This is a genomic window from Nonomuraea sp. B208, from assembly GCF_057536035.1.
Map to the genome: position 1 here is coordinate 18,462 of NZ_BAAJOU010000009.1, position 24,049 is coordinate 42,510.

General features: G+C 72.6%; 18 protein-coding genes. 7 read left to right on the plus strand and 11 right to left on the minus strand.

Annotated elements, in window-relative coordinates; genetic code table 11:
* Positions 1-4 precede the first annotated feature (4 nt).
* On the minus strand, positions 5-3,151 hold the full coding sequence (ileS, locus tag AC27IY_RS04255; protein WP_487177173.1) for an isoleucine--tRNA ligase: 3,147 nt from the start codon (positions 3,149-3,151) through the stop codon (positions 5-7).
* A 463-nt stretch (positions 3,152-3,614) separates the two neighbouring features.
* Between ileS and AC27IY_RS04260 the strand changes: the two genes are divergently transcribed.
* Genes AC27IY_RS04260 through AC27IY_RS04270 form a run of 3 tightly spaced genes read left to right on the plus strand, consistent with a single transcriptional unit; the run spans position 3,615 to position 5,510 of the window.
* Entirely contained in the window at positions 3,615-4,004 is a 390-nt protein-coding gene (locus AC27IY_RS04260; RefSeq protein WP_344214889.1) for a TraR/DksA family transcriptional regulator, read from the plus strand.
* A gap of 38 nt (positions 4,005-4,042) precedes the next feature.
* A complete protein-coding gene (gene lspA, locus AC27IY_RS04265) occupies positions 4,043-4,588 on the plus strand; it encodes a signal peptidase II (RefSeq protein WP_487177174.1) in 546 nt (181 codons plus the stop codon).
* Positions 4,581-5,510 (plus strand): RluA family pseudouridine synthase, encoded by a 930-nt coding sequence (locus tag AC27IY_RS04270; RefSeq protein WP_344214893.1) that lies wholly within the window; start codon positions 4,581-4,583, stop codon positions 5,508-5,510. The genes lspA and AC27IY_RS04270 overlap by 8 nt, the downstream gene beginning before the upstream one ends.
* A gap of 10 nt (positions 5,511-5,520) precedes the next feature.
* On the opposite strand, the gene AC27IY_RS04275 is transcribed toward AC27IY_RS04270, so the two are convergent.
* The 6 genes from AC27IY_RS04275 to AC27IY_RS04300 are packed head-to-tail and all read right to left on the minus strand — an operon-like array spanning position 5,521 to position 12,623.
* Positions 5,521-7,083, minus strand: coding sequence for a serine/threonine-protein kinase (locus tag AC27IY_RS04275; protein ID WP_487177175.1), 1,563 nt, complete (start codon positions 7,081-7,083; stop codon positions 5,521-5,523).
* Positions 7,084-7,092: 9 nt separating this feature from the next.
* Complete coding sequence (locus tag AC27IY_RS04280; protein ID WP_344214897.1) at positions 7,093-7,404, minus strand: AzlD domain-containing protein; 312 nt, start codon at positions 7,402-7,404, stop codon at positions 7,093-7,095.
* A gap of 7 nt (positions 7,405-7,411) precedes the next feature.
* Positions 7,412-8,077 (minus strand): AzlC family ABC transporter permease, encoded by a 666-nt coding sequence (locus tag AC27IY_RS04285; RefSeq protein WP_487177176.1) that lies wholly within the window; start codon positions 8,075-8,077, stop codon positions 7,412-7,414.
* A 10-nt stretch (positions 8,078-8,087) separates the two neighbouring features.
* Positions 8,088-8,930 carry an AraC family transcriptional regulator gene (locus tag AC27IY_RS04290; RefSeq protein ID WP_423452727.1) on the minus strand — a complete coding sequence of 281 codons (843 nt, stop codon included), beginning with the start codon at positions 8,928-8,930 and terminating at the stop codon, positions 8,088-8,090.
* Positions 8,931-8,959: 29 nt separating this feature from the next.
* On the minus strand, positions 8,960-10,801 hold the full coding sequence (locus tag AC27IY_RS04295) for a protein kinase domain-containing protein (RefSeq protein ID WP_487177177.1): 1,842 nt from the start codon (positions 10,799-10,801) through the stop codon (positions 8,960-8,962).
* A 10-nt stretch (positions 10,802-10,811) separates the two neighbouring features.
* Positions 10,812-12,623 (minus strand): serine/threonine-protein kinase, encoded by a 1,812-nt coding sequence (locus tag AC27IY_RS04300; RefSeq protein WP_423452725.1) that lies wholly within the window; start codon positions 12,621-12,623, stop codon positions 10,812-10,814.
* A gap of 1,002 nt (positions 12,624-13,625) precedes the next feature.
* Here AC27IY_RS04300 and AC27IY_RS04305 point away from each other — a divergent pair.
* Positions 13,626-13,949, plus strand: coding sequence for a chorismate mutase (locus AC27IY_RS04305; RefSeq protein ID WP_364446252.1), 324 nt, complete (start codon positions 13,626-13,628; stop codon positions 13,947-13,949).
* A gap of 33 nt (positions 13,950-13,982) precedes the next feature.
* Here AC27IY_RS04305 and AC27IY_RS04310 read toward each other — a convergent pair whose 3' ends face one another.
* Complete coding sequence (locus AC27IY_RS04310; protein WP_487177178.1) at positions 13,983-15,071, minus strand: SGNH/GDSL hydrolase family protein; 1,089 nt, start codon at positions 15,069-15,071, stop codon at positions 13,983-13,985.
* Between the two features lie 201 nt (positions 15,072-15,272).
* Complete coding sequence (locus AC27IY_RS04315; RefSeq protein ID WP_449944966.1) at positions 15,273-16,658, minus strand: amino acid permease; 1,386 nt, start codon at positions 16,656-16,658, stop codon at positions 15,273-15,275.
* A 208-nt stretch (positions 16,659-16,866) separates the two neighbouring features.
* Between AC27IY_RS04315 and dnaE the strand changes: the two genes are divergently transcribed.
* Together dnaE and AC27IY_RS04325 are read left to right on the plus strand one after the other, a co-directional pair.
* Positions 16,867-20,394 (plus strand): DNA polymerase III subunit alpha, encoded by a 3,528-nt coding sequence (gene dnaE, locus AC27IY_RS04320; protein ID WP_423452722.1) that lies wholly within the window; start codon positions 16,867-16,869, stop codon positions 20,392-20,394.
* A gap of 150 nt (positions 20,395-20,544) precedes the next feature.
* The gene (locus tag AC27IY_RS04325; protein WP_344214912.1) at positions 20,545-21,915 is read left to right on the plus strand and encodes an amidase; all 1,371 of its coding nucleotides are present in this window, start codon (positions 20,545-20,547) and stop codon (positions 21,913-21,915) included.
* A 15-nt stretch (positions 21,916-21,930) separates the two neighbouring features.
* Here AC27IY_RS04325 and AC27IY_RS04330 read toward each other — a convergent pair whose 3' ends face one another.
* The gene (locus AC27IY_RS04330) at positions 21,931-22,293 is read right to left on the minus strand and encodes a hypothetical protein (protein WP_344214914.1); all 363 of its coding nucleotides are present in this window, start codon (positions 22,291-22,293) and stop codon (positions 21,931-21,933) included.
* 102 nt (positions 22,294-22,395) lie between these two features.
* Here AC27IY_RS04330 and sigJ point away from each other — a divergent pair, with 102 nt between their 5' ends.
* A complete protein-coding gene (gene sigJ, locus AC27IY_RS04335) occupies positions 22,396-23,289 on the plus strand; it encodes an RNA polymerase sigma factor SigJ (RefSeq protein ID WP_487177179.1) in 894 nt (297 codons plus the stop codon).
* A gap of 62 nt (positions 23,290-23,351) precedes the next feature.
* Here the strand turns inward: sigJ and AC27IY_RS04340 are convergent, their stop codons facing one another.
* Positions 23,352-24,002 (minus strand): hypothetical protein, encoded by a 651-nt coding sequence (locus tag AC27IY_RS04340; protein WP_487177180.1) that lies wholly within the window; start codon positions 24,000-24,002, stop codon positions 23,352-23,354.
* Between the last annotated feature and the right edge of the window lie 47 nt (positions 24,003-24,049).

Consider the following 24,049-nt stretch of genomic DNA (forward strand, 5'->3'; position numbering starts at 1 on the left):
GGGGTCAGGCGCGGCGGAGCTGGAAGGTCAGGGACAGGTCGTCGTCCGTGTGGACGGGCAGGCCGTCGGCGGTGCCCTCCGTCAGCGACGTCGCCAGCACCTCCTCCGCCACCACGCGCGGCTCCTCCCGCAGCGCGGCGGCGAGCTCCGGCGACGTGGCCGACCACCACAGCTCGATGCGGTCCGTGATCGACAGCCCGGTGGCCTTGCGGGCCTCCTGGACCAGGCGGATCACCTCGCGCAGCAGCCCGGCGCGGCGCAGCTCGTCCGTGAGCTCCAGGTCCAGGGCGATGGTCTCGCCCGCGCCCGCGCCGATGGCGCCGGTCTCCACGGCCCAGCCCGACTTGGGCTGCTCGTTGACGATCACGTCGTCGGGGCCGAGCATGATCTCGCCGAGCTCGTCCGCCTCGACCATGACCGTGCCGCCGGCACGGATGGCGCGCGCCACGCGGGCCGGGTCGGCGGCGGTGACGGCCGCGGCCACCAGCTTCGTACGGGGCCCGAACCGCTTGCCCAGCGTCCGGAAGTTGGGCTTGACCGTGTAGGACACGAGGTCGGCGCTGAAGCCCGACATGTCCTCCAGGGTCTGGACGTTGAGCTCCTCGGCCACCAGCCCCCGCAGCTCGCCGGGCAGCGACTGCCAGCCGTGCGCGCCCACCAGCGCCCGCCGCAGCGGCTGCCGGGTCTTGACGCCGGAGGTGGCGCGGGCCGAGCGGCCCAGCTCCACCAGCCGCCGCACGAGGGCCATCCGGTCGGACAGCACCGGGTCGATGAGGTCCTGGCGCGCCTCCGGCCAGGACGCCAGGTGCACGGAGACGGGGGCGTCGGCCGGGCGGAGGACGTCCCAGAGGTGGTCGGTGACGAACGGCGTGACGGGCGCCATCAGCCGCAGCACCGTCTCCAGGCACTCGTACAGGGTCGCGAAGGCGTCCTCGGAGCCCTGCCAGAAGCGGCGGCGCGAGCGGCGGACGTACCAGTTGGACAGGTCGTCGAGGAACTCGGCGAGGCGGCGGCCGGCCCGCTGGGTGTCGTACTCGTCGAAGGCGGCCGTGACCTCGGCGACCGTGCGGTGCAGCTCGGCGAGGGCCCAGCGGTCGAGCAGCGAGCGCTCGGCGGCCGGGGTGGCCTCGGCCAGCTTGGCCGGGGTCCAGGACTCGGCGTTGGCGTAGAGGGTGAAGAACGACGAGGTGTTCCACAACGTCAGGAGGACCTTGCGGACGATCTCCTCCAGGACGTTGTGTCCCACGCGCCGGGCCGACCACGGCGAGCCGGAGCAGGCCATGAACCAGCGCAGCGCGTCGGCGCCGTGCTCGTCCATGAGCGGGATCGGCTCCAGGATGTTGCCGAGGTGCTTGCTCATCTTGCGGCCGTCCTCGGCGAGGATGAGGCCGAGGCAGAGCACGTTCTCGTAGGAGGACTGGCCGAAGACCAGCGTGCCGACGGCCATGAGCGAGTAGAACCAGCCGCGGGTCTGGTCGGTGGCCTCGCAGATGAACTGCGCCGGGTAGACGCCCTCGGGCTTGCCGCGTTCGCCCCACTGCGCGAACGGCATCGAGCCGGAGTCGTACCAGGCGTCGATGACGTCCGGCACCCGGCGGGCCTCGGCGCCGCAGCTCGGGCAGGGGAAGGTGACGTCGTCCACGAAGGGGCGGTGCGGGTCGAGCGCGGAGACGTCCCGCCCGGCCAGCGTGCCCAGCTCCTCCAGCGACCCGACGCACGTGACGTGGCCGTCGTCCTCGCCGCACACCCACAGCGGCAGCGGCGTGCCCCAGTAGCGCGAGCGCGACAGCGACCAGTCGACGTTGTTGCGCAGCCACTCGCCGAACCGGCCCCACTTGATCGTCTCGGGGAACCAGTTGGTGTCGGCGTTCTCGGCCAGCATCTGGTCCTTGACCGCGGTGGTGCGGATGTACCAGGACGGGAGCGCGTAGTAGAGCAGCGCCGTGTGGCAGCGCCAGCAGTGCGGGTAGCTGTGGTCGAAGTGGCCGCCGCGGTAGAGCAGGCCGCGGGCGCGCAGGTCGTCGGTCAGCCGCTCGTCGGCGTCCTTGAAGAAGGTGCCGCCGACCATGGGCACGTCGTCGAGGAAGCGGCCGTCGGGGCCGATCGGGTTGACGACCGGCATGTCGTAGCGCTTGATGACCGCCATGTCGTCGGCGCCGAACGCGGGGGCCTGGTGTACCAGGCCGGTGCCGTCCTCGACGGTGACGTAGTCGCCGAGCACCACGTAGTGGGCGCCGGGGATGTCGACCAGCTCGAACGGCCGCGCGTACGGGGTGTGCTCCAGCTCGCGGCCGGTGTAGCGGGCCACCTCGGTGGCGCCCTCGCCGAGGACCGACAGCAGCGGCTCGGCCACGACCAGGACCTCGCCGTCGGCGGTGCGCGCGGCGACGTAGGTGACGTCGGGGTGCACGGCGACGGCGGTGTTGGAGACCAGCGTCCACGGCGTGGTGGTCCAGATCAGCAGCGAGGCGTTCAGCTCGGCCAGCGGGCCGGACAGCACCGGCATGCGGACGTAGACCGACGGGCTGGAGACGGTCTCGTACGCGCCGGGCTGGCCCATCTCGTGGTCGGAGAGGCCGGTGCCGCAGCGCGGGCAGTAGGGCGTGATCCGGAAGTCGCGGAACAGCAGCCCCTTGTCGTGGATGACCTTCAGCGACCACCACACGGACTCGACGTAGGACGGGTCCATGGTGCGGTAGGCCTGCGACAGGTCGATCCAGTAGCCCATCCGCTCGGTGAGCTGCTCGAAGGCGTCCACGTTCCGCAGCACCGACTCTCGGCACTTGGCGTTGAACTCGGCGATGCCGTACGTCTCGATGTCCCGCTTGCCGGACAGGCCCAGCTCGCGCTCGACGCCCACCTCGACGGGCAGGCCGTGGCAGTCCCAGCCGGCCTTGCGCGGGACGCTGAAGCCGCGCATCGACTTGTAGCGGGGGAAGAGGTCCTTGAAGACGCGCGCCTCGACGTGGTGCACCCCGGGCAGGCCGTTGGCGGTGGGCGGGCCCTCGTAGAAGACCCACGACGGGTTGCCCGCGTTCTGCTCCACGGAACGCTCGAAGATCTTCCCGTCCCGCCAGCGGTCGAGGACCTCGCGCTCGAGCGCGGGCAGGTCGACCTGCGCGGGGAGAGGGCGGAAGGTTGGGGAAGACATCTCGGGCGTGACCTCCACGCTTGATCGGCCGACAGGGCGAGCGTGAAGGGACGAAGCCGTGCGGCTCCGCGGTACCACCCTTCTTGACCCCGCCCTGCGGGCGGAGCCCTCTTCTTTGGGTCTGCTGCCGGGTCTAATGAGCTCGCGGGCGAGCCGTTCTTCCGGCGGCTCCGGGGTGATATCCCTCACATTCGGGGCCCCATCGACGCCTTGCAGGTCTTCAACAATAACGCAGAGCCGGGCCCGCAGCTTCCACGTTTGCGGTGGCGTCCGCGGAGGCCGAAGGGTACGCAACCCGTAAACACCGACAAAGTTGTGGGAATGGACGCCGCCGCGGAGGAGTTGAACGCGCGAGCCGGGATAGTACGGGGAAGGCAAACCGTGCGGCGGGTCGTTTGTCGTTCCGTTATCAGGATCCTAAGCTGCCCGCACCTTATGGCCTTGATCAGCAATGGAGGCAAGCATGGCGGCAGTCACGCAGACCGCTACACCGTCGATGTGGTCGAACAAGGAGCTGGCCGAGGTACGCGACAGGCTCCAGCAGGAGATCGACGAGCTCGAGGCGGACATCCTCCGGCACGAGAACGAGATAGCCTCCGGGGAGATCACCCAGGGAGCCGGCGACGACCAGGCGGACGCCGGCGCCAAGACGTACGAGCGCGAACGTGAGATCGCCCTTACCCTGAATGCGCGCGATCTGGTCGCGCAGAACGAACGTGCGATCGCCAGGATCGACGCAGGGACCTATGGAGTGTGCGAATCGTGCCACAAGCCGATCGGCAAGGAGCGCCTGCAGGCGTTCCCGAGGGCGACGCTGTGCGTGGCCTGCAAGCAGAAGGAGGAGCGCCGCTAGGCCGACCTCGCCGTCGCCGCCTGGTCGCGCTCCTCGTCGTGCTGTCGGCCGTGATCTACACGGCCGACCTCATCACCAAGACGGTGGTGCTGCGGACGCTCGAGGGCCAGGCGCCGCTGGTCGTCATCCAGGACGTCCTGCAGTTCCGGGTGATCTTCAATTCCGGTGCCGCGTTCAGCATCGGCACCGGGATGACCTTCGTCTTCACGCTGATCGCCGCCGGCGTGGTGGTGGCGATCATCCGCACCGCACGCCAGCTGGGCAGCCGGGCGTGGGCCGTCACGCTCGGCCTGCTGCTCGGCGGCGCCCTCGGCAACCTCACCGACCGGCTGCTGCGCTACCCGTCGGGGTTCGGGCGGCCGACGCAGCTCCAGGGGCACGTGGTCGACTTCATCGAGGTGCTGCCCGGCCACTTCCCCGTCATCGACTACTTCCCGGTGTTCAACATCGCCGACTCCGCCATCGTCTGCGGCGGCATCCTGGCGGTGCTGCTGGCCTGGCGGAACGTACAGATCGACGGGACCAAGGAGAGCGCCGACCAGGCGAAGCCGAACGGCGGCAAGGAGGCGGGCGCGAGTGAGTGAGCAGCGCAGCCTGCCGGTGCCCGACGGCCTGGAGGGCGAGCGGCTCGACGCCGCGCTCTCGCGGCTGTTCGGCTTCTCCCGCACCCGGGCCGCCGACCTGATCGCGGGCGGCGACGTGCTGGTGGACGGCCGGCAGCCGGCCAAGTCGGACCGCGTGCAGGCGGGCGCGTGGCTGGAGGTCACCCTGCCGCCGCCGGTCACCACGCCCATGCCCGTGGCCGAGCCGGTGCCCGGCATGACCATCGTGTACGAGGACGACGACATCGTCGTGGTCAACAAGCCCATCGGCGTGGCCGCCCACCCGACCGTCGGCTGGACCGGCCCCACGGTCATCGGCGGGCTGCTCGGCGCCGGGCACACCATCGCCACCAGCGGCGCCGCCGAGCGCCAGGGCATCGTGCACCGCCTCGACGCCAACACCACCGGGGCCATGGTCGTGGCCAAGAGCGAGCACGCCTACTCCCACCTCAAGCGCGCCTTCAAGGAGCGCACGGTCGACAAGCGCTACCACGCGCTGGTCCAGGGGCACCCCGACCCGTTCCGCGGCACGGTGGACGCGCCCATCGACCGTCACCCGTCGGGCGACGGCCGCTTCGCGGTGGTGGCCGGCGGCAAGCCGTCCGTCACCCACTACGACACGATCGAGGCGTTCCGGGCTGCCTCGCTGCTGGACATCAAGCTGGAGACCGGGCGTACCCACCAGATCCGGGTGCACATGTCCGCCCTGCGGCACCCGTGCGTCGGCGACCTGCTCTACGGCGCCGACCCCACGCTCGCCGCCCGCCTCGGGGTCACCCGGCAGTGGCTGCACGCGGTGGCCCTCGGGTTCGAGCACCCGTCCACGGGCGACTGGATGTCGTTCAGCACCGACTATCCGGCGGACCTGCAGAAGGCGCTGGACGTGGTGCGCGAGGAGTCCTGAGGGCGCGCGGTCACTGCGACCCCTCGATCACGCCGGACGTTTCCGGGTCGGACGGCTGGTCGTCCCCTTCGCCGGTGTCCCGTTTCTCGCCGCCGCCGTTGTCGTCCCCGCCGTTCTCGTCCTTGCGGTCTTTGCCGCCTTTGTTGCCCTTGTTGCCTTTGTCGTCGGCCGGGGCCGAGGTCCTGGCGGGGGTCTTCCTCTGGGTCGGGCGATCGCCGGTGGGGGAGGGCGTGGGGTCCGGTGACCGCTGGGGCGCCGGCGCCTCGCCGCTCGGCCGGGACGGCGGCTCGGTGTCCGCCGGGCGGGACTCCTCCTTCTCGGCTGAGGGTCGTGAGGAGGACTCGGTGACGACGGCCGGCTGGGTGGACGACGGAGGGCGTTCCGTGTCCGACGCGCGGCTCGACCACCAGGCCGCGCCGCCGGTGGCCGCGGCCACCAGGACCACGCCTCCGGCGAGCGCCGCCAGCGCGAACCCGCGCCGCCGCCTCCCCGCCCCGAAAGCCGCGCCCGCACCTGCGCCCGCCGCTGCACCTGCGCCTGCGCCCGCACCTGCCGCCCGGTGATCCCCGCCCGCCGCTGCGATGCCGCCGTACGCCGCCTGGGCGCCGGCGTTCGCCGGTCGCGTCTCCCCGCCCGCGTAGGCGTCCGCCGCGCCGCCGGCCGGTCCGCCCGGGACCGTCCCCGCGTCCAGCCCGGCCGCGCCCGCCACGGGGGTGGGCATGATCCTGGTGGCCCGCGCCGGGTCGGGGGCGGCGCCCATGACGATCGCGGTGAGCCGTCGTTCGGCCTCGTCCAGCGTCATGCGTTCGTTCGGGTTCTTGCGCAGCAGCCCGTCCAGCACCGGGGCGAGCGCGCCCGCGTGGGTCGCCGGCTCCGGCTTGGCGTGCATGACCGCGCCCAGCGTGGTCAAGGGGTTGGTGCGCTGGAACGGGGAGTGGCCCTCGACGGCCTGGTAGAGCGTGACGCCTAACGACCACAGGTCCGACGCGGGCGAGGCGCGCCCGCCCGCCGCCCGCTCGGGCGCGATGAAGGCGGGCGTCCCGATGAGGACGCCCGTACGGGTGACGGTGCTGTCGTCCTCGGTGGTGGCGATGCCGAAGTCGGTCAGCACGGCCCGGCCGTCCTCGGCGAGCAGCACGTTGTCCGGTTTGACGTCGCGGTGCAGCACCCCGGCGGCGTGCGCGGCGCGCAGCGCCTGGAGCAGCTGCACGCCGATCTGCGCGGCGTCGTACGGGGACAGCGGCCCGTCCTCCCTGATCGCCTCGCCGAGCGTGCGCGAACGGACGAGCTGCATGACGATCCAGGGGTGCCCGTCCTCCTCCAGGACGTCGTACACCGTGGCCACGCCCGGATGCGCCACCCGGCCCGCCGCCCTGGCCTCGCGGAAGGTGCGCCGGGAGAACACCTCGCGCTCAGGGCCGGTCAGGTCGGGCGGAGGCAGGACCTCCTTGACCGCCACGTCCCGGCCCAGCACCTCGTCATGCGCCTGCCAGACCTTGCCCATGCCGCCCTTGCCGATCGCCTTGAGCAGCCGATATCTCCCGCCGACCATCACCGCCGCTGAATCGGACATGCATCGCGACTACCCCAGAAGCAGCCGGGCAAGCGCGGTCACCGCCGCCGCGGCGAACAGCACGGCGAGGAACGGCGCCCGCAGCAGCAGCGCGACCACCGCCGCGGCGAGCCCCGCCGTACGGGCCGGGTCGACGTGCAGCTCGCCCGCCTCGGTGAACGTCTGGACCGCGATCAGCGCGGCCAGCAGCGCCACCGGCACCAGCTCGGCGAACCTGCGTACCACGGGATGCTCCAGCACCCACCGCGGCGCGGCCAGTCCCGAGAGCTTCAGCGCGTAGCAGCCCGCGCACAGGGCGGCGATCGCCCACCACAACGTCATCGCCGCCTCACCTCCGGATCAGGGCCGGCAGCACGGCCGCGGCCGACAGCAGCACAGGGACGCCCGGCGACAGGAACGGCGTGGCGCACAGCGCGAGCGCCGCCGCGCCCGCCGCGAGCGCGCGCAGCTCGCGGCTCGCGCTCAGCCGGGGCCAGAGAATGGCGAGGAACGCGGCCGGTCCCACCACGTCCAGCCCGAGGGCGCCGGGGTCGCCGAGGAACGCGGTGCCGTACGCGCCCGCGAGCGTCGTCAGGTTCCAGGCGATGTAGAGGCTGACGAAGGTGACCGTGAAGCCCGTGCGCGCCGATTCCCTGTCAGGCTGGGCGAGCGCGACGGCCGCGGTCTCGTCGATCACGCCGTGCGCGGCCAGCAGCCGCCGGGGGCCGCGTACCCGGAGCAGGTCGGCGAGGCGCAGGCCGTAGAGGGTGTTGCGGCCGCCGAGCAGCAGCGCGCCGGCGACGGCGGCCAGCGGGTCGCCGCCCGCGCCGACGGCTCCGGTCAGCGCGAACTGGGAGGCGCCCGTGAACGTCAGCAGGCTCAGCACGCACGCCTGCGGCACGCTCAGCCCCGCGGTGACGGCGGCGGCCCCGAAGGCGATCCCTGACAGCCCCACGGCCAGGCCCACGCCCAGACCGTCCCGCACGGCGGCGGGACGATGTGTCGTTCCATCCATGGCCAGGAGGTTAGGTGCCGGGCGTTTCGTCCGTCTTGTACGTTCCTGCGGCACGTTGATAGGCGGCCGGCGGAACCCCCACGATCCGGCGGAAGTGCCGGGTGAGGTGCGCCTGGTCGGTGAACCCCACCTCGGCGGCCACCTGCGCCGGCCGTACGCCGTCCTCCAGCAGGCGGCGCGCGGTGCGTACGCGGAGCGAGGTCAGGTACGCGTGCGGCGGCAGCCCCGTCGCCTCCTTGAACGCCCGCAGCAGCCCGAACGGCCGCGCCCCCACCGCCGCGGCCAGCTCCTCCAGCGCGGGCGGGTCCACCAGGCTCTCGTGCAGCAGCTCCAGAGCCTCCCGCACGGCCCGGCCGCCCGCGGGCGACAGCGGCCGCACCGGGCGGGGCGCGGCGTGGCGGGTCAGCAGCCGGGCGAACATCGTCCGGCTCAGCGTGGACGCGGCCAGCGCGTCACCCCGCTCGGCCGCCTGGTGGGCCCGCGCCAGCAGCGCCGCGACCGCCTCGTCGCGGACCACCTGGCGCGGGAAGTGCGGCGTCGCGTAGGGGGCGCGCAGCTCGGCCGCGATCGTGGTCAGCGCCTCGATCGACGGGTAGAGCATCCGGTACGACCAGCCCTCCGGCGTGCCCGCCTGGCCCGTGTGCACCGACTCGGGGTTGACCAGCACCAGCTCGCCCGCGCCCGCCCGATGGGTGGTGCCCCGGTAGTCGAACTCCTCCACGCCCCTGACGATCACGCCGATGGCGTAACCGTCGTGGACGTGGCGGGAGAAGCGGTGGGTGACGTAGCGGGCCTTGAGCAGGTCGGTCTCCGGCACCGCGGGGTGCCGCCAGAAGTGGGCCAGCTCTTTCACGCCTGTTCTCTGCTCACGGGTCCGGGCCTTCACTGAGGGCGGAAGGTCCTCACGAAGGCGTCGAAGTAGTGACGGTCGCGGGCCCAGCGGGAGTCGAGGGTCTCCCAGTAGAGGGCGAACGGGCGGCCGTCGGCGGTGTGGAAGCCGCGGTTGACGACGTGGATGAGGGTCCCGGAGCGGGTCCGGGTGAACTCCCAGTCGGCGGCTTCCCGTCCAAGGTACCTGACGCCGGTGATGCCGATGCGGGTGTAGTCGCGGAACTCGCCCTTGGCGCGGATCTCCCGTTCGAGGCCCAGCCAGTGGGCTTTCGGGTCCTGCCACGGGATGTCGGGGACGGTCCACTCGACGATCAGGGCGCCGGGGGTGTCGGGGCCGGTGAGGCGGATGCTGTCCCTGTCGGGGTTCTTCGTGGCCCGCCAGCCCTTGGGGAGGCCGATGGTGAAGCCGCCCGCCGAGTTGGTGAGCGTACGCCAGCCTGCGGGGAGGGGGCGGGTCGTGGGGTTGGGCGAGGAGGTGACGGACGGCGTCGGCTCCGGTTGATCGGTCGCCGTCGTCGGATCGGCCCCTGTCGGATCGGTTTCCGTCGGGCCGGTCGTCGGGCCGATGGCCGTCAGGTCGGTCGCTGTCGGGTGGGCCGCCGGGGAGGACGTCTGGGGGGAGGCCGAGCGGTCGTACAGCATCCAGCCCCCCACGCCGAGTGCGCCGAGCGCCGCCAGCGCGGCCACGACGGCCGCCCCGACGGCCAGCGGCCCCCTGCCGCGCCGGGACCGCCCCTCCGGCACCGTGATGTGCGCCCGACCCGGCTCCTGCGTCGCGTGCGGCCCGCCCGGGGCGGCGGGCACCTGCCCGAAGGAGTGGGGCGCCTGCCCGGCGGGGCCGAGGGGCGGCCCGAAGGGGGCAGGAGGGTGCCCCGGGGGGCCGGAGACCTGCCCGGCAGGGTCGGAGAACTGCCCGGAGGGGCCGGGGAAGGGTGTGCCAGGGCCGGGAGGCTGCCCGGAGAGGGCGGGAGGTTGCCCGGAGGGGCCGGAGAACTGGCCGGCGGGGCCGGGGAAGGGTGCGGAGGGCGTCGTCTGGGCGGTGGCGATTTCGTGCAGCAGGCGTGCCGCCTCCCCGGCCGGCAGCCGGCCGGCCGGGTCCCGGTGGAGCAGCCCCATGACGACCGGCGCGAGCGCCCCCGCCCGGCGCGGCGGCTCGGGCTGGTCGCGCAGGACCGCCGCCACGGTCGCCGCCCACGACTCGCGCTTGAACGGCGGCTCGCCCTCCACCGCCGCGTACAGCGTCGCCCCCAGCGCCCACAGGTCGGACTCCGGCCGAGCGGGCTCGCCGTTCAGCCGCTCCGGCGGCATGTACGCGGGCGTGCCCACCAGCCCGCCGGTCGCCGTCAGCCCCGCCTCGGCCTCCAGCGAGGCGATGCCGAAGTCGGTCAGCACCACCCGGCCGTCGTCGGCCAGCAGCACGTTCTCCGGTTTGACGTCACGGTGCAGCACCCCGGTGGCGTGCGCGGCCCGCAGCGCGTCCAGCACCCGGCCGCCGATCACCGCCACCTGGCCGACCGGCAGCGGCCCCTGCTCGCGCACCACCTGCGCGAGCGAGCGCGAGCGTACGAGCTGCATCACGATCCACGGCCGGCCGTCCTCCTCGACCACGTCGTGGACGACCACCACCGACGGGTGGTCCAGGCGGCCCGCCGCCCTCGCCTCCCTGATGGTGCGCCGGTTGAGCTCGGCCCGCCGCTCGTCGCCGACGCCGGCGTAGCGGACCTCCTTGATCGCGACGGTCCGGTCGAGCAGCTCGTCGTAGGCCCGCCAGACCACGCCCATGCCGCCCTCGCCGAGGGGTTCGAGGAGACGGTAGCGGTTGCTGACACGCACGGCGGGAAGCCTACTTGGCCGGTTTGAACGACGCGCAGAACCCTTCGAAGAAGCGGTAGTCGGCCTTCCAGTGGCTGTTGAGCGTGTGCCAGTAGATGGCGTACGCGCGCCCGTTGTCGGTGACGAAGCCCCGGTTGCGCACCCGCGTCTTGCCGGTGTTGGTGTTCCAGGTGAAGTCCCAGTCGGCGGCGGACTTCTGGTAGTCGACGCGCTTGATGTCGAGCTTCTTGTAGCCGCCGAAGTTGTGCTTCAGCACCGGCTCCTGCTTCTTCCAGTCCTTGTACGGGTCCTTGCCCGGCTTGGCGGCCTCCTCGACCATGACGTACGCGTTGGACGCCGCCCCCGGACCCTTGAACTTGACCTGCAGCCCGCTGCGGTCCCAGACGTCCCAGCCGGGAGGCAGGCCGATGGTGAAGCCCATCTTCTTGTCCTTGTACCACTTCCAGCCCTTGGGCAGCGCGGCCTCGGCGGTCTTCTCCTCGCTCGGGGACGCGCTCGGGGAGGCGCTCGGCGTGGCCGTGGGGCTCGGCGTGGCGGAGGCGCTCGGCGACGGGCCGTCCGTCGGCGTGCCCTCGCTCGCCGACGGCGAGGACGGCGGGGCCGGAGGGGACGCCGCCGTGCTCACGCCCGCCGTGGAGGCGCCGGCGTCGCCGGTGTCGTCGCCGGGGCCGGAACGCAGGCCGAGGTAGCCGGCCACGCCCGCGATGAGCAGGACCGCGAGCGCCGCCGCGATCACCGGGCCGGGCCGCTTCTGCTCCGACGGCGAGGCCGCGTCCATGGTGGACTCCGCGGGCGGCTTCGGGCCGGCGGTCACCGGCGTGAGCCTGGCGCCCGTCTCGGGCGGCGTGCCGGCGGCGGGCAGGAGGTCGGGATCGGTGGGGGTGTCGTCCTCGGCGGGCGGCTTGGGCTGGTAGGGCTGCCTGCGCGGCCGGGCCGGCTTCGCGGACGACCTGGTCTCGCGCGGCGCGGAGGCCGGGAACTGCGTGGTGGCCGACGGGCTCGCCTGCGCGATCGCCCCGCGCAGCATGCGCTCGGCCTCCTCGTACGTCAGCCGCTGCACCGGCTCCTTGGCCAGCAGTCCGGCGATCACGTCGGCCAGCGGGCCCGCGTGCGGCGCGGGGTCGGGCTCGTCGGTCAGCACGGCGTGCATGGTCGCCAGCGCCATGCCGCGCTCGTGCGGAGAGCGGCCCTCCACCGCCGTGTAGAGGGTGGCGCCCAGCGACCACAGGTCGGACTCGCGCCGCGCGGGCAGCCCCTTCAGCCGCTCGGGGGCGATGAACGCCGGCGTGCCCGCCAGGCCCGTCACCGTGAGCTGCGTCTCGGTCTCCAGCGTGGCGATGCCGAAGTCGGTGAGCACCACGCGGCCGTCGTCGGCCAGCAGCACGTTCTCGGGCTTGACGTCGCGGTGCAGCACGCCCGCCTCGTGCGCGCGGTGCAGCGCGTCGAGCACGGCGATGCCGATCTCGGCCACCCGCTTGGGCGGCAGCGGCCCCTCCTGCTTGATGACCGTCCCCAGTGAGCGCGACTGCACGAGCTGCATGACGATCCAGGGACGGTCGTCCTCCTCGATCACGTCGTGCACGACGATCACGTTGGGGTGCTCGAACCTGGCCGCCGCCCTCGCCTCGCGCATCGTGCGCCGGTTCAGGAGCTGCACTTCCTCGCCCAGGGCGGCCGCGTAGCGGACCTCCTTGACCGCGACGGTGCGGTCGAGCAGCTCGTCGTGGGCTCGCCAGACGATGCCCATCCCGCCCCGGCCGATGATCTCCTGCAGCTGGTAGCGGCCGGCGATGCGACGTCCTGCCTGCTTACGATCCGACATCAACGGCCTCAAACCCTCCCTCTCGGCCAAGAAATACTCCCATAGCGGGGGATCATCGGCGACTCGCGCGAAGGACAGTCCGCCATACGAGAAGGGCCGTCCAGCAGGTGAGAACAGGGTGTAGGCTGCTCGCATGACTTGTCGCCAGGTGTTTACCGAGCCGGCTCCGGGAGGGCCGGTCGGCAGCTAGCGACCACCTGGAGCCGGCACAAGGCAGAGACGCACCCGTCTCTGCCTTTTTGTATTCCCGCCGGCTCCTGTCCGCATGGCGTGTGGGCCGGCCTGTGCAGAGAGGGTTCGGTCATGTCGTCGACCTTGGAACGGCACGCGGTGGCCGTCGGTGACCTGCTGGTGGGCGAGGGGCCCGCCGTGGTGATCGGGGACCGGGTGAGCCTGCGGGCCCATCCGGCGGAGGCGGACGCGTACGAGGTGCTGCGGGAGGCCCGTGGACTGCCGGGCGCGCTCGTCGAAGGCGCTCCGGAGGGCGCGCCGGCCCGTGAGGGGGCCGCGGCCGTGCTCGCCGAGCCGCGCACCGCCGCCGACCTGCCGGCCGTCGCCGCGCTCGCGGACGCGGTCGTGGTGGGGGCGGCGTGGACGCGCGACATCCCGCTCGTACGGGCGGCGGCGGAGCTCGGGCTGCCGGTCGTCGTCGAGCGGCGGGCGGGCGCGCCGCTGGGGGAGTGGCTCGGGCTGGCGGACTACTGCGCCCTGGAGGGCGACGGGCGGGTGATCCTCTGTGAGCGTGGCCCGCTCGACCTCGGGCTGCTGCGGGCGGCCCGCACGGCGTCGGGACGGCCGGTGCTGGCCGACGTCTCGGCCGACCCCGGCCTGTCCGCGGCCGCCGTCGCCGCCGGAGCCGACGGGCTCATCGTCCACGCCCCCGCCCACCTCCGACTCGCCCCGGCCTTGCCGTACGGGACGCCGCCCCTTCCGCGCGGTGGCGCCGTACGGCGGGGGACGACCGGCCAGGACGCGAAGGCGGAGGCGCTGACGGCGTGGCGGATGGCCGAGGAGGCCGTGACGGTCGTGGGGGCGTTGCTGCGGCCCGAGTCGCCCGCGACGATCCCCGAGTGCCGGGCCGCCATCGACCGCGTGGACGCCGCCCTGGCCACCCTCCTCGAACGGCGTGCCGCCCTCGCGGGCACCGTCCAGCGTCTCAAGCCCGTCGGCGGCTTCGCCGGGCGCGACCTGGCCAGGGAACGCGCCCTGGTGGCCCGCATGGCCCTGCGCGCGCCGTCACTCGGCGAGGCCCGGCTGGCCCCCGTCATGAACGCCGTCATCGAGGCGGGCCTCCACCTGGCCGAGGAACGCGGCCACCACCACTGACCCCCTCCACCCCGCTTCACGCGGCGGGCGGGGTCAGGGGCTGGTGGTGAGGCGGTAGTTGTTGAGCGGGCGGCCCGGGCCGGCGGCGATCTGCTGGATGATCAGCTCGGCGAAGCGCCGGTAACCCTCGCCCGTCGGGTGGTAGCTGCGGGCGTTGACGTTGATCGGGTCCATGTCCAGCGCCAGCCCGTTCAGGTAGGGCTGCTGCCGCCCCACCTCGTGCCCGGTGAAGGCCTCGTAGGCGTCCACGTATTCGGCGCTGCCCGGCCCGCCGAACGCCGCGATGGCGCGGTCGAAGTCGCGCACCACGGACCCGACCGTGTCGTTGAGCCGCCGGGCCACGCCGTTGATCCACCGCTGGTCGGCGGCGCTCAGGTTGTCGACGGAGGCCACCGGGTCCTGCGGGAACGGCCGGGGGTAGCCGAGGACGATGATCCGCGCCTCGGGCGCGCGGCCGCGCAGCTCGCGCAGCACCTTGAGCATGTCGGCGCGCAGTTGCTCGATGCGGCGTCCGACGGCGGCGTCCTGGTCGACGCAGGCCGACGACCAGGGCAGTTTGGCGATGCAGGCGGTCAGGACCCTGGAGAAGCCCGCGTCGTTGCCGCCGATGCTCAGCGTGATCAGGCTCGCCTCCGGGCCGACCCGGCTGATCTGCGGGGGGTGGCCCCACTGGCCGGTGAGGAGCTGGCCGGTCGTGGCGCCGCTGCAGGCGTAGAAGGCGGTGCCGCCGGGGAAGCGGTAGGTCTCGGCGATCACGGGGACGTACGAGCCGCCGGCCCGGTGGCAGCGGTCGGCGCCGTCGTTGACCGGCTCGGTGTCCTGGTCGTAGACGCCTTCGCCGGAGGAGTAGGAGTCGCCGAGGCCGACGTACGCGCCGCTCTGCGCCGCCTGGAGCGGCGTGAGGCGGACCCGCTCGGGAAGCCGGCCGGTAGGCGCGGTCAGGTCAGGGCAGCCGAGGCCGAGGACGGCGCAGGCCAGTGTCGGCACCACGCCGAGCGGCAGGCAGGCGACCGCGAGGACGACCCCCAGCACGACCGCGGCGACGACCCGCCCCGGCGCCCCCCGCCACCGCGCCCACCCCAGGCCCCGCTCGGGCGACGGCGGGCGGGAGGACGGCGGCACGGCCTCAGTCGGGACGGGCTCAGTCGGGACGGGCTCAGTCGGGACGGGCTCAGTCGGGACGGGCTCAGTCGGGACGGGCTCAGTCGGGACGGGTTCTGTGAGGGTGGGCGAGGCGGGCTCGGTCGCTCGGTGGGCGAGATCGGGCTCGGTCGTGTCCAGTGCGGCCTCCCCCCGGACGGCGGACTTCGTGCCGCATCGAGACTAACCCGTCTCCGGCCGCCCTTCGGGAGCCGCGAGGGCCCCCGCAGGCCCGTCACGCCGCCTGCGCACCAGCAGCCACCCCGCGGCGATGGCCGCGACCAGCGCCGGGATGAGGAAGAACGCCACCCGCTGATCGCGGTCGGCGAACGGCATCAGCAGCACCACCAGCGCCAGGAACGCCAGCGTCAGCCAGTTGGTGACGGGCGAGCCGGGCATGGGGAACGCCGAGCGGTGCCCCGCCCGCCGCAGCCGCAGCTGGCAGTAGACGAGCACCCCCCAGGTGGTGACCACGCCGAGCGAGGCGCCCGCCGTGGCGATGTTGAACGCCCGCTCCGGCAGGAAGTAGAACAGCACGACCCCGCTGAGGAACGTGAGCGCCGTGAACACGATGCCCCCGACGGGCACGTGCCGCCTGCTCAGCGCGGCGGCGAACCCCGGCGCCTCGCCCTTCCTTGCCATCGACCGCAGGATGCGCCCGGTCGCGTACAGGCCGGAGTTGCACGAGGACAGGGCCGCCGTGATGACGACGAGGTTCATGGCGTCGGCCGCCCACGGCACGCCGAGCCCGGAGAAGACGGTCACGAACGGCGACACCCCCGCCCGGTACGCCGTCCACGGCAGCACCATCGCCAGCAGCAGCACCGACCCCACGTAGAAGACCGCGATGCGCCACACCACGCCGTTGACGGCCTTCGGCATCACCTCGCGGGGCCGCGCCGTCTCGCCCGCCGCGATGCCGACCAGCTCGATCGAGGCGTACGCGAACACCACCGACTGCAGGCTCATCAGCACCATGGGCAGCCCGGTCGGGGTGAACCCGCCGTGCGCGACCAGGTTGGCCGGCCCGGCCCCGCCGACCGAGAAGACCACCAGCACCAGGCCGACGACGAGGAAGACGGTGATCGCCAGCACCTTCAGCAGCGCGAACCAGAACTCCAGCTCGCCGAACAGCCGCACCGACAGCAGGTTGACCACGAGGACGAAGCCGAGCGCGATCAGCGCCGTCAGCGCCTGGGGGAAGGCGGGCGCCCAGTAGTGGATGTACGCGGCGATCGCGGTCAGCTCGGCGATGCCGGTGAACGCCCAGTTGACCCAGTACATCCACCCGCTGGCGAAGGCCGCCCACGGGCCGATGAACTCGCCGGCGTACTCGACGAACGACCCCGACGTGGGCCGGTAGAGCACGAGCTCGCCGAGCGCCCGCATGACGAAGAAGGCGGCGAGGCCGGCCGCGGCGTACGACAGCACCAGCGCGGGCCCGGTGGCCTGCAGCCGGCCGCCCGCGCCGAGGAACAGCCCCACCCCGATCGCGCCGCCGATCGCGATCATCTGGACCTGCCGGTTGCCCAGCGCGTGCGAGTAACCCTCGTCGGTCTGCGTGCGCACTCCGCGTCCTTCCCGCTACGTTCCGTGGTCACGACGATATCGGCGCCGCTGATCGCGTGAGCCACCGGCGCGCCGTCCGCGAACCCGTCAGGAAGAGCCCCCGGCGATCGTCGCGGGGCGGCTCCAGGATGTCGGCGCGGGCCACTAGAGTCGGACCACCGCCATCGTCCGGCGGGCACCGTCAGGCAGACCCGGGAGGCGCCGCTCCATGTCGTCCAGCGACTCGTTCGTCCATCTGCACGTGCACACCGAATACTCGATGCTGGACGGCGCCGCCCGGCTGAAGCAGATGTTCAAACAGGTCGGCGACCTCGGCATGCCGGCGATCGCCATCACCGACCACGGCAACATGCACGGCGCCTACGACTTCTACAAGCAGGCCACCGGCGCCGGCATCAAGCCGATCATCGGCATCGAGGCGTACGTCGCGCCGGAGCTGCGCCACAACAAGCGCCCGGTGCTGTGGGGCGAGCCGCACCAGAAGAGGGACGACGTCTCGGCGGGCGGCTACTACACCCACATGACGATCTGGGCCCGCAACAAGACGGGCCTGCACAACCTGATGAAGCTCAGCTCGCGCGCCTACACCGAGGGGTTCGTGCGCAAGTGGGCCCGCATGGACGCCGAGATCCTCGCCGAGCACTCCGAGGGCCTCATGGCCACCACCGGCTGCCCCTCGGGCGAGGTGCAGACCCGGCTGCGCCTCGGCCAGTACGACGAGGCGCTCAAGGCCGCCGCGAAATATCAGGACATCTTCGGCAAGGACAACTTCTTCCTGGAGATCATGGACCACGGCCTCGACATCGAGCGCCGCGTCCGCGACGGGCTGACCCGCATCAGCAAGGAGCTGGGCATCCCGCCCCTCGTCACCAACGACTCCCACTACACCTACGAGTCCGACGCCGCCTCGCACGACGCCCTCCTGTGCATCCAGACCGGCAAGCAGCTGTCCGACCCCGACCGCTTCCGCTTCGACGGCACCGGCTACTACATCAAGACCGCCGACGAGATGCGCGCCGTCGACTCCTCCGACCTGTGGGCCGAGGGCTGCCGCAACACCCTGCTGGTGGCCGAGAAGGTCGATCCCGAGGGGTTCTTCACCTACAAGAACCTCATGCCGACCTTCCCCGTCCCCGAGGGGATGACCGAGGAGGCGTTCTTCCGGCAGGAGGTCTGGAAGGGCCTGGAGCGCCGTTTCCCCGAGGGCGTCGACGACGAGCACCGCGAGTGGGCCGAGAACGAGCTGCGGGTCATCATCCAGATGGGCTTCCCGAGCTACTTCCTCGTGGTCGCCGACTTCATCATGTGGGCCAAGAACAACGGCATCCGCGTCGGCCCGGGGCGTGGCTCGGCGGCCGGCTCGCTGGTCGCGTACGCGCTGGGCATCACCGACCTCGACCCGATCCCGCACGGCCTGATCTTCGAGCGCTTCCTCAACCCCGAGCGCGTGTCCATGCCCGACGTCGACATCGACTTCGACGAGCGCAGGCGCGGCGACGTGATCCGTTACGTCACCGAGAAGTGGGGCGCCGACAAGGTCGCCATGATCGCCACCTTCGGCACCATCAAGGCCAAGGCCGCCATCAAGGACGCCGGCCGCGTCCTCGGCTACCCCTACGCGCTGGGCGACAAGGTCTCCAAGGCGTTCCCGCCCGCCGTCATGGGCAAGGACATCCCGCTGTCGGGCATCTTCGACAAGGACCACCCCCGTTACGCCGAGGCCGGCGAGCTGCGCAAGCTCTACGAGGAGGACGTCGACGTCAAGTCGACGATCGACCTCGGGCGCGGCCTGGAGGGCCTGATCCGGCAGACCGGCGTGCACGCCGCCGGCGTGATCATGTCCGCCGAGGTGCTGACCGACCACATCCCGATCATGCGCCGCGACTCCGACGGCGCGATCATCACGCAGTTCGACTATCCGACCTGCGAGACGCTCGGCCTGCTGAAGATGGACTTCCTGGGCCTGCGCAACCTCACGATCATCGACGACTGCCTCAAGATGATCGAGGCCACCAGCGGCGAGAAGATCGACCTGCTCAAGCTGCCGCTGGACGACCGCAAGTCATACGAGCTGCTGGCCCGGGGCGACACGCTCGGCATCTTCCAGCTCGACGGCGGCGGCATGCGCACCCTGCTGCGCCTGATGAAGCCCGACAACTTCGAGGACATCTCCGCCGCCCTCGCGCTCTACCGCCCCGGCCCGATGGGCGCCAACTCCCACACCAACTACGCGCTGCGCAAGAACGGCGCCCAGGAGATCACCCCGATCCACCCCGAGCTGGAGGAGCCGCTCGCGGAGATCCTGTCCACGACCTACGGCCTGATCGTCTATCAGGAGCAGGTCATGGCCATCGCCCAGAAGGTCGCCAACTACTCGCTGGGCGGCGCCGACCTGCTGCGCCGCGCTATGGGCAAGAAGAAGAAGTCCGAGCTGGACAAACAGTTCGTGACCTTCGAGGCGGGCATGAAGGACAACGGCTTCTCCGACGCCGCGGTCAAGGCCCTGTGGGACATCCTGCTGCCCTTCTCCGACTACGCCTTCAACAAGGCCCACACCGCCGGCTACGGCCTGGTCTCCTACTGGACCGCCTACCTCAAGGCCAACCACCCGGCCGCCTACATGGCCGCGCTGCTGTCGTCGGTCAAGGACGACAAGGACAAGTCGGCGCTCTACCTCAACGAGTGCCGCCGCATGGGCATCAAGGTGTTCCCGCCGGACGTCAACGACTCCGACTTCGACTTCACCCCGCGCGGCACCGACATCCGCTTCGGCCTGTCGGCCATCCGCAACGTCGGCGCCAACGTCGTCGACGGCATCATCGCCGCGCGCAAGGAGAAGGGCCGCTTCTCCGACTTCAAGGACTTCCTGCGCAAGGTGCCCGCGCTGGTGTGCAACAAGCGCGTCATCGAGTCGCTGATCAAGGCCGGCGCGTTCGACTCGCTCGGGCACGTCCGCAAGGGCCTGGTGATGGTGCACGAGCAGGCCGTCGACGCGATCATCGACATCAAGAAGAACGAGGCCATCGGCCAGGACTCCCTGTTCGGCGCGATCGACGGCGGCGAGGACCAGACGTTCGACGTGCAGATCCCGCCGGGCGAGTGGGACAAGACGACGCTGCTGCAGTTCGAGCGGGAGATGCTGGGCCTCTACGTGTCCGACCACCCGCTGTTCGGGGTCGAGCACATCCTGGCGGCCGGGGCCGACTGCTCGGTCGCGGCCCTGCAGGACGACAGCCGGCCCGACGGGCAGATCGTGACGGTCGGCGGCATCCTCAGCGGGGTGCAGCGCAAGGTCACCAAGAAGGGCGACACCTGGGTGCTGACCCAGCTGGAGGACCTCGAAGGCGCCATCGAGGTGATGATCTTCCCGTCGGCCTACCAGCTCTGCTCGACGATCCTGGCCGAGGACGCGATCGTGTTCGTCAAGGGGCGCATCGACAAGCGCGAGGACATCGGCAAGATCATCGCGATGGAGGTGACGGCGCCCGACCTCACCCAGGAGGCCGGCGGGCCGCTGCTGGTGAGCCTGCCGCTGACCCGCTGCACGCCGCCCGTGGTGAGCCGGCTGAAGGAGATCCTCACCACGCATCCGGGCACGTCGGAGGTGCACCTCCAGGTCCACAACGGGCCGCGGACGACGGTGATGCGGGTCGACGACCGGCTGCGCGTCACCCCGTCGCCGGCCCTGATGGGCGACCTCAAACAACTCCTCGGCCCGGCCTGCCTCGGCGCCTGACACCGGGCCCAGGGCGGCCCCCTGCCTCGGCGCCTGACGCCGGGTCTCGGCCGGACCTCGGCCTGGCGCCTGATCTTCACAGGGTGGTGGGGCGGCGATCGGCAACCCTCGCCATCGCCCGCCCGCACCCCGTGGGGCAGGATCGTCAGGGTGAGCGAACTGCACTACCTCAGCGCGACCGAGCTGGCCGGACTGATCAGGACCAGGCAGGTGAGCGCCGTCGAGGCGGTCCGTGCCTGCCTCGACCGCATCGACCAGGTCAACCCGCAGGTCAACGCCATCGTCACGCTGGCCGCCGAGCAGGCGCTCGACGCGGCGAAGGCGGCCGACGCCCGCGAGCCGGACGGCCCGCTGCACGGCGTGCCCGTCGCGCACAAGGACCTCGTCGACACCGCCGGCATCCGCACCACCTACGGCTCGCCGGTCTACGCCGACCACGTCCCCGACCGGGACGAGCTGATCGTCGAGCGGCTGCGCGCGGCCGGCGCGATCAGCATCGGCAAGACCAACACGCCCGAGTTCGGCACCGGCTCCCACACGGTCAACGAGGTGTTCGGCGCGACCAGGAACCCCTACGACCTGTCGAGGTCGGCGGGCGGCAGCAGCGGCGGGGCGGCCGTGGCGCTGGCCACCGGCATGGTGCCGCTGGCCGACGGCTCCGACATGGGCGGCTCGCTGCGCAACCCGGCCTCGTTCTGCAACGTGGTGGGCCTGCGGCCCACCCCCGGCCGGGTCCCGGTGGTCTCCGACGTCAACGCCTGGTACACGCTGTCGGTGCTCGGGCCGATGGCCCGTACGGTCGAGGACGTCACGCTGATGCTGGGCGCGATCGCCGGTTTCGACCGGCGCTCGCCGTACGCGATCAAGGAGTTCTTCGCGCCCGAGCCGGAGGAGGGCGTGCGGGGGATGCGCGTGGCGTGGAGCCCCGACCTCGGCGGGCTGCCCGTCGATCCGCGCACGGCGGCGGTCACCGCCACGGCGCCGGCCGTGTTCGAACGGCTCGGGGCGCGGGTGGAGCAGGTCGAGCTCGACCTGTCGGACGCCGAGGACGCCTTCCGCACCTACCGGGCCTGGAACTACGCGCTGTCCTTCGGCGACCTCGACCGCCTCGGCCCCAACACGGCCTGGAACGTCGAGCAGGGCCGCCGGGTCACCGGGGCCGACCTGGCGCGGGCCGAGCGCGCGCGCAGCCGCCTCTACCAGCGTATGGCGGCCTTCTTCGACGTCTACGACGTGTTGATCGCGCCGGTCAGCCAGGTGCCGCCGTTCCCGGTCGAGCACCCGTACGTCAGCGAGATCAACGGGCAGGAGCTGCCGGACTACCTGGCGTGGATGCGCTCGGCGTACTGGATCAGCGTGCTGCACGCGCCGGCCGCGTCGGTGCCGGCCGGGTTCACGCCGGAGGGGCTGCCGGTGGGGGTGCAGATCGTGGGCGCGCCGTTCGCCGACGCGCGGGTGCTGCGCGTGGCGCGCGCTTTCGAGCAGGCGACCGGTCACGGCCTGCGCCGCCCGCTCCTCTGACCCCCACGCGGAGTGTCAGCGCCGCGCCAGCGCCAGCACGCTCAGGCCGAACATCAGGACGCCCAGGGGCAGATGGACCGCCGTGAGGTGCGCGATGCCGAGCGCGACCTGGGCCGAGGCGAGGACGAGGAAGACGGCCGCCTGCCCGATGGGCCGGGGGGAGCCGCCGCCCGGCTTCCACGCCAGCACCGCCGCGATCACGTACAGCAGCGCCGCCCCCCACATCACGCGGGCGCCGATGCTGTGCAGCGTCTCCCCGTAGGAGGTGGTCAGCAGCAGTCCGGCGGAGATCGCCTGCAGGAAGATGGTCAAGGTCTGCAGGGCGATCGCGATCCGCAGAAACGAGAGACGGTCCTGTGCCGTCGCCTGGGTGGCCATGTCATGGTCCCCTTTCCCGCCCCGGGGCGGTAGGTCGATAAGGTCTCATGAGCCCGACGACGCGGGCCCGCGAAAGGTAAGGCGAGGAGGCTGCCGGAGACCATGGGGACGGCTGTGACGGGGGCCGGCGAGCTCGCCGGTGAGCGGGGCCCGCTGATCAACGTCGCCTACCGGCTGCTCGGCTCGCTGTCGGAGGCCGAGGACGCCGTGCAGGAGGCCTACGCGCGCTGGTACGCGCTGCCGCGCGACCGGCGCGACGAGGTCGTGTCCCCCGGCGCCTGGCTGACGACCGTGACCGGCCGCATCTGCCTGGACGTGCTCGGCTCGGCGCGGGCCCGGCGCGAACGGTACGTCGGCGCGTGGCTGCCCGAGCCGCTGCCGGACCGCGCGGGGGAGGGGTCCGGCGCCGACCCCGCCGACCTGCTGGTGATGGACGAGTCGGTGACCACGGCCTTCCTCGTCGTCCTGGAGTCGATGACGCCCGCGGAGCGGGTGGCGTTCGTCCTGCACGACGTCTTCCGCTATCCGTTCGCCGAGATCGCCGGCGTACTCGGCCGCAGCCCCGCGGCCTGCAAGCAGCTCGCCTCCTCCGCCCGGCGGCGGGCCCGCCTGGCGCGGACGCCGGGGCCGGTGGCCGAGCGGGCCCTCACCGTACGGCGGGTCAAGGAGGCCTGGCAGGCCAGGGACATCGCGGCCCTCGTCGACCTCCTCGACCCGGCCGCCGTGCTGACCGCCGACGGCGGCGGCCTGGTCAGCAGCGTCCTGCATCCGGTCGAGGGCGGCGCGGAGATCGCCCGCTACATGGTCGCCATCGCCGACCTGGCCCAGGGGCTCGAACTCCTGGAGCGGACGGTCAACGGAACGCCCGGCCTGGTGGCGCGGCAGGCGGGCGTGGTCGGGACGGTGGCGTCGTTCGAGATCGACGGCGGTCGCGTCACCCGGATCTGGGCGGTGCGCAATCCGGAGAAGCTGCGGGCCTGGACGCGGGACGGCTGACCCGTTCGACCCGTTCGAGCCGTTCGAAGCGGTGGCGGGCGGGCGGGTCGTCCGAGACGGCTCTAGCCGCGGACGGGGCCGTCCCCGCCGCCGGGAGGCCCGTCGAGAGGCCGTTCTGCGGGCCCGCCGGGAGGCCGTTCTGCGGGCCCGCCGAGGGGCCCGTCTGCGGGCCCGCCGAGGTACCCGCCCGTGGGGCCGCTGAGAGGGCCCTCGCCGTACGGCTGCCGCAGCGGCGACTCGCGGTAGCCGTGCATGCCCTCCAGCAGCCCGAACAACCCCACCGCGAGCAGCGGCCAGGCCACGGCGACGCCGTTCGCGGTCAGCGCCAGCGCCCCGGGAACGATCTTCACCCCGGGCACGGCCGCCGCCTCCACCGTGACGGCCCCGATCGTGAACGTCGAGCCCACCCAGTACGTGAGCGCCGCCCCCGCGCTCCCGCCCACGCCGAGCCCGGCCAGCACGCCCAGCATCCACCGCCGCCCCGCGAACCAGCCGGCCGCGCCGCAGAGCAGCCCGAGCCCGCCGGTGATCACCGCGTACCAGCCGTCGGCCGCGATGAGCGCCTGCGTGGACAGGTCGGCCAGCACGAGCCCGCGCTCGGTGACCTGGTAGGGGGCGCGCGGCGACACGGCGGACCAGAGCAGCCCGGCGCCGATCCCGAGTGTGGCGAGTGCGAGGACAGTTACCGCGAAGGCGCGTACTTCCCTCGACACTCCACGCTCCCTGATATCTCCGTCCGAATCACTCGATGGTATCCCCC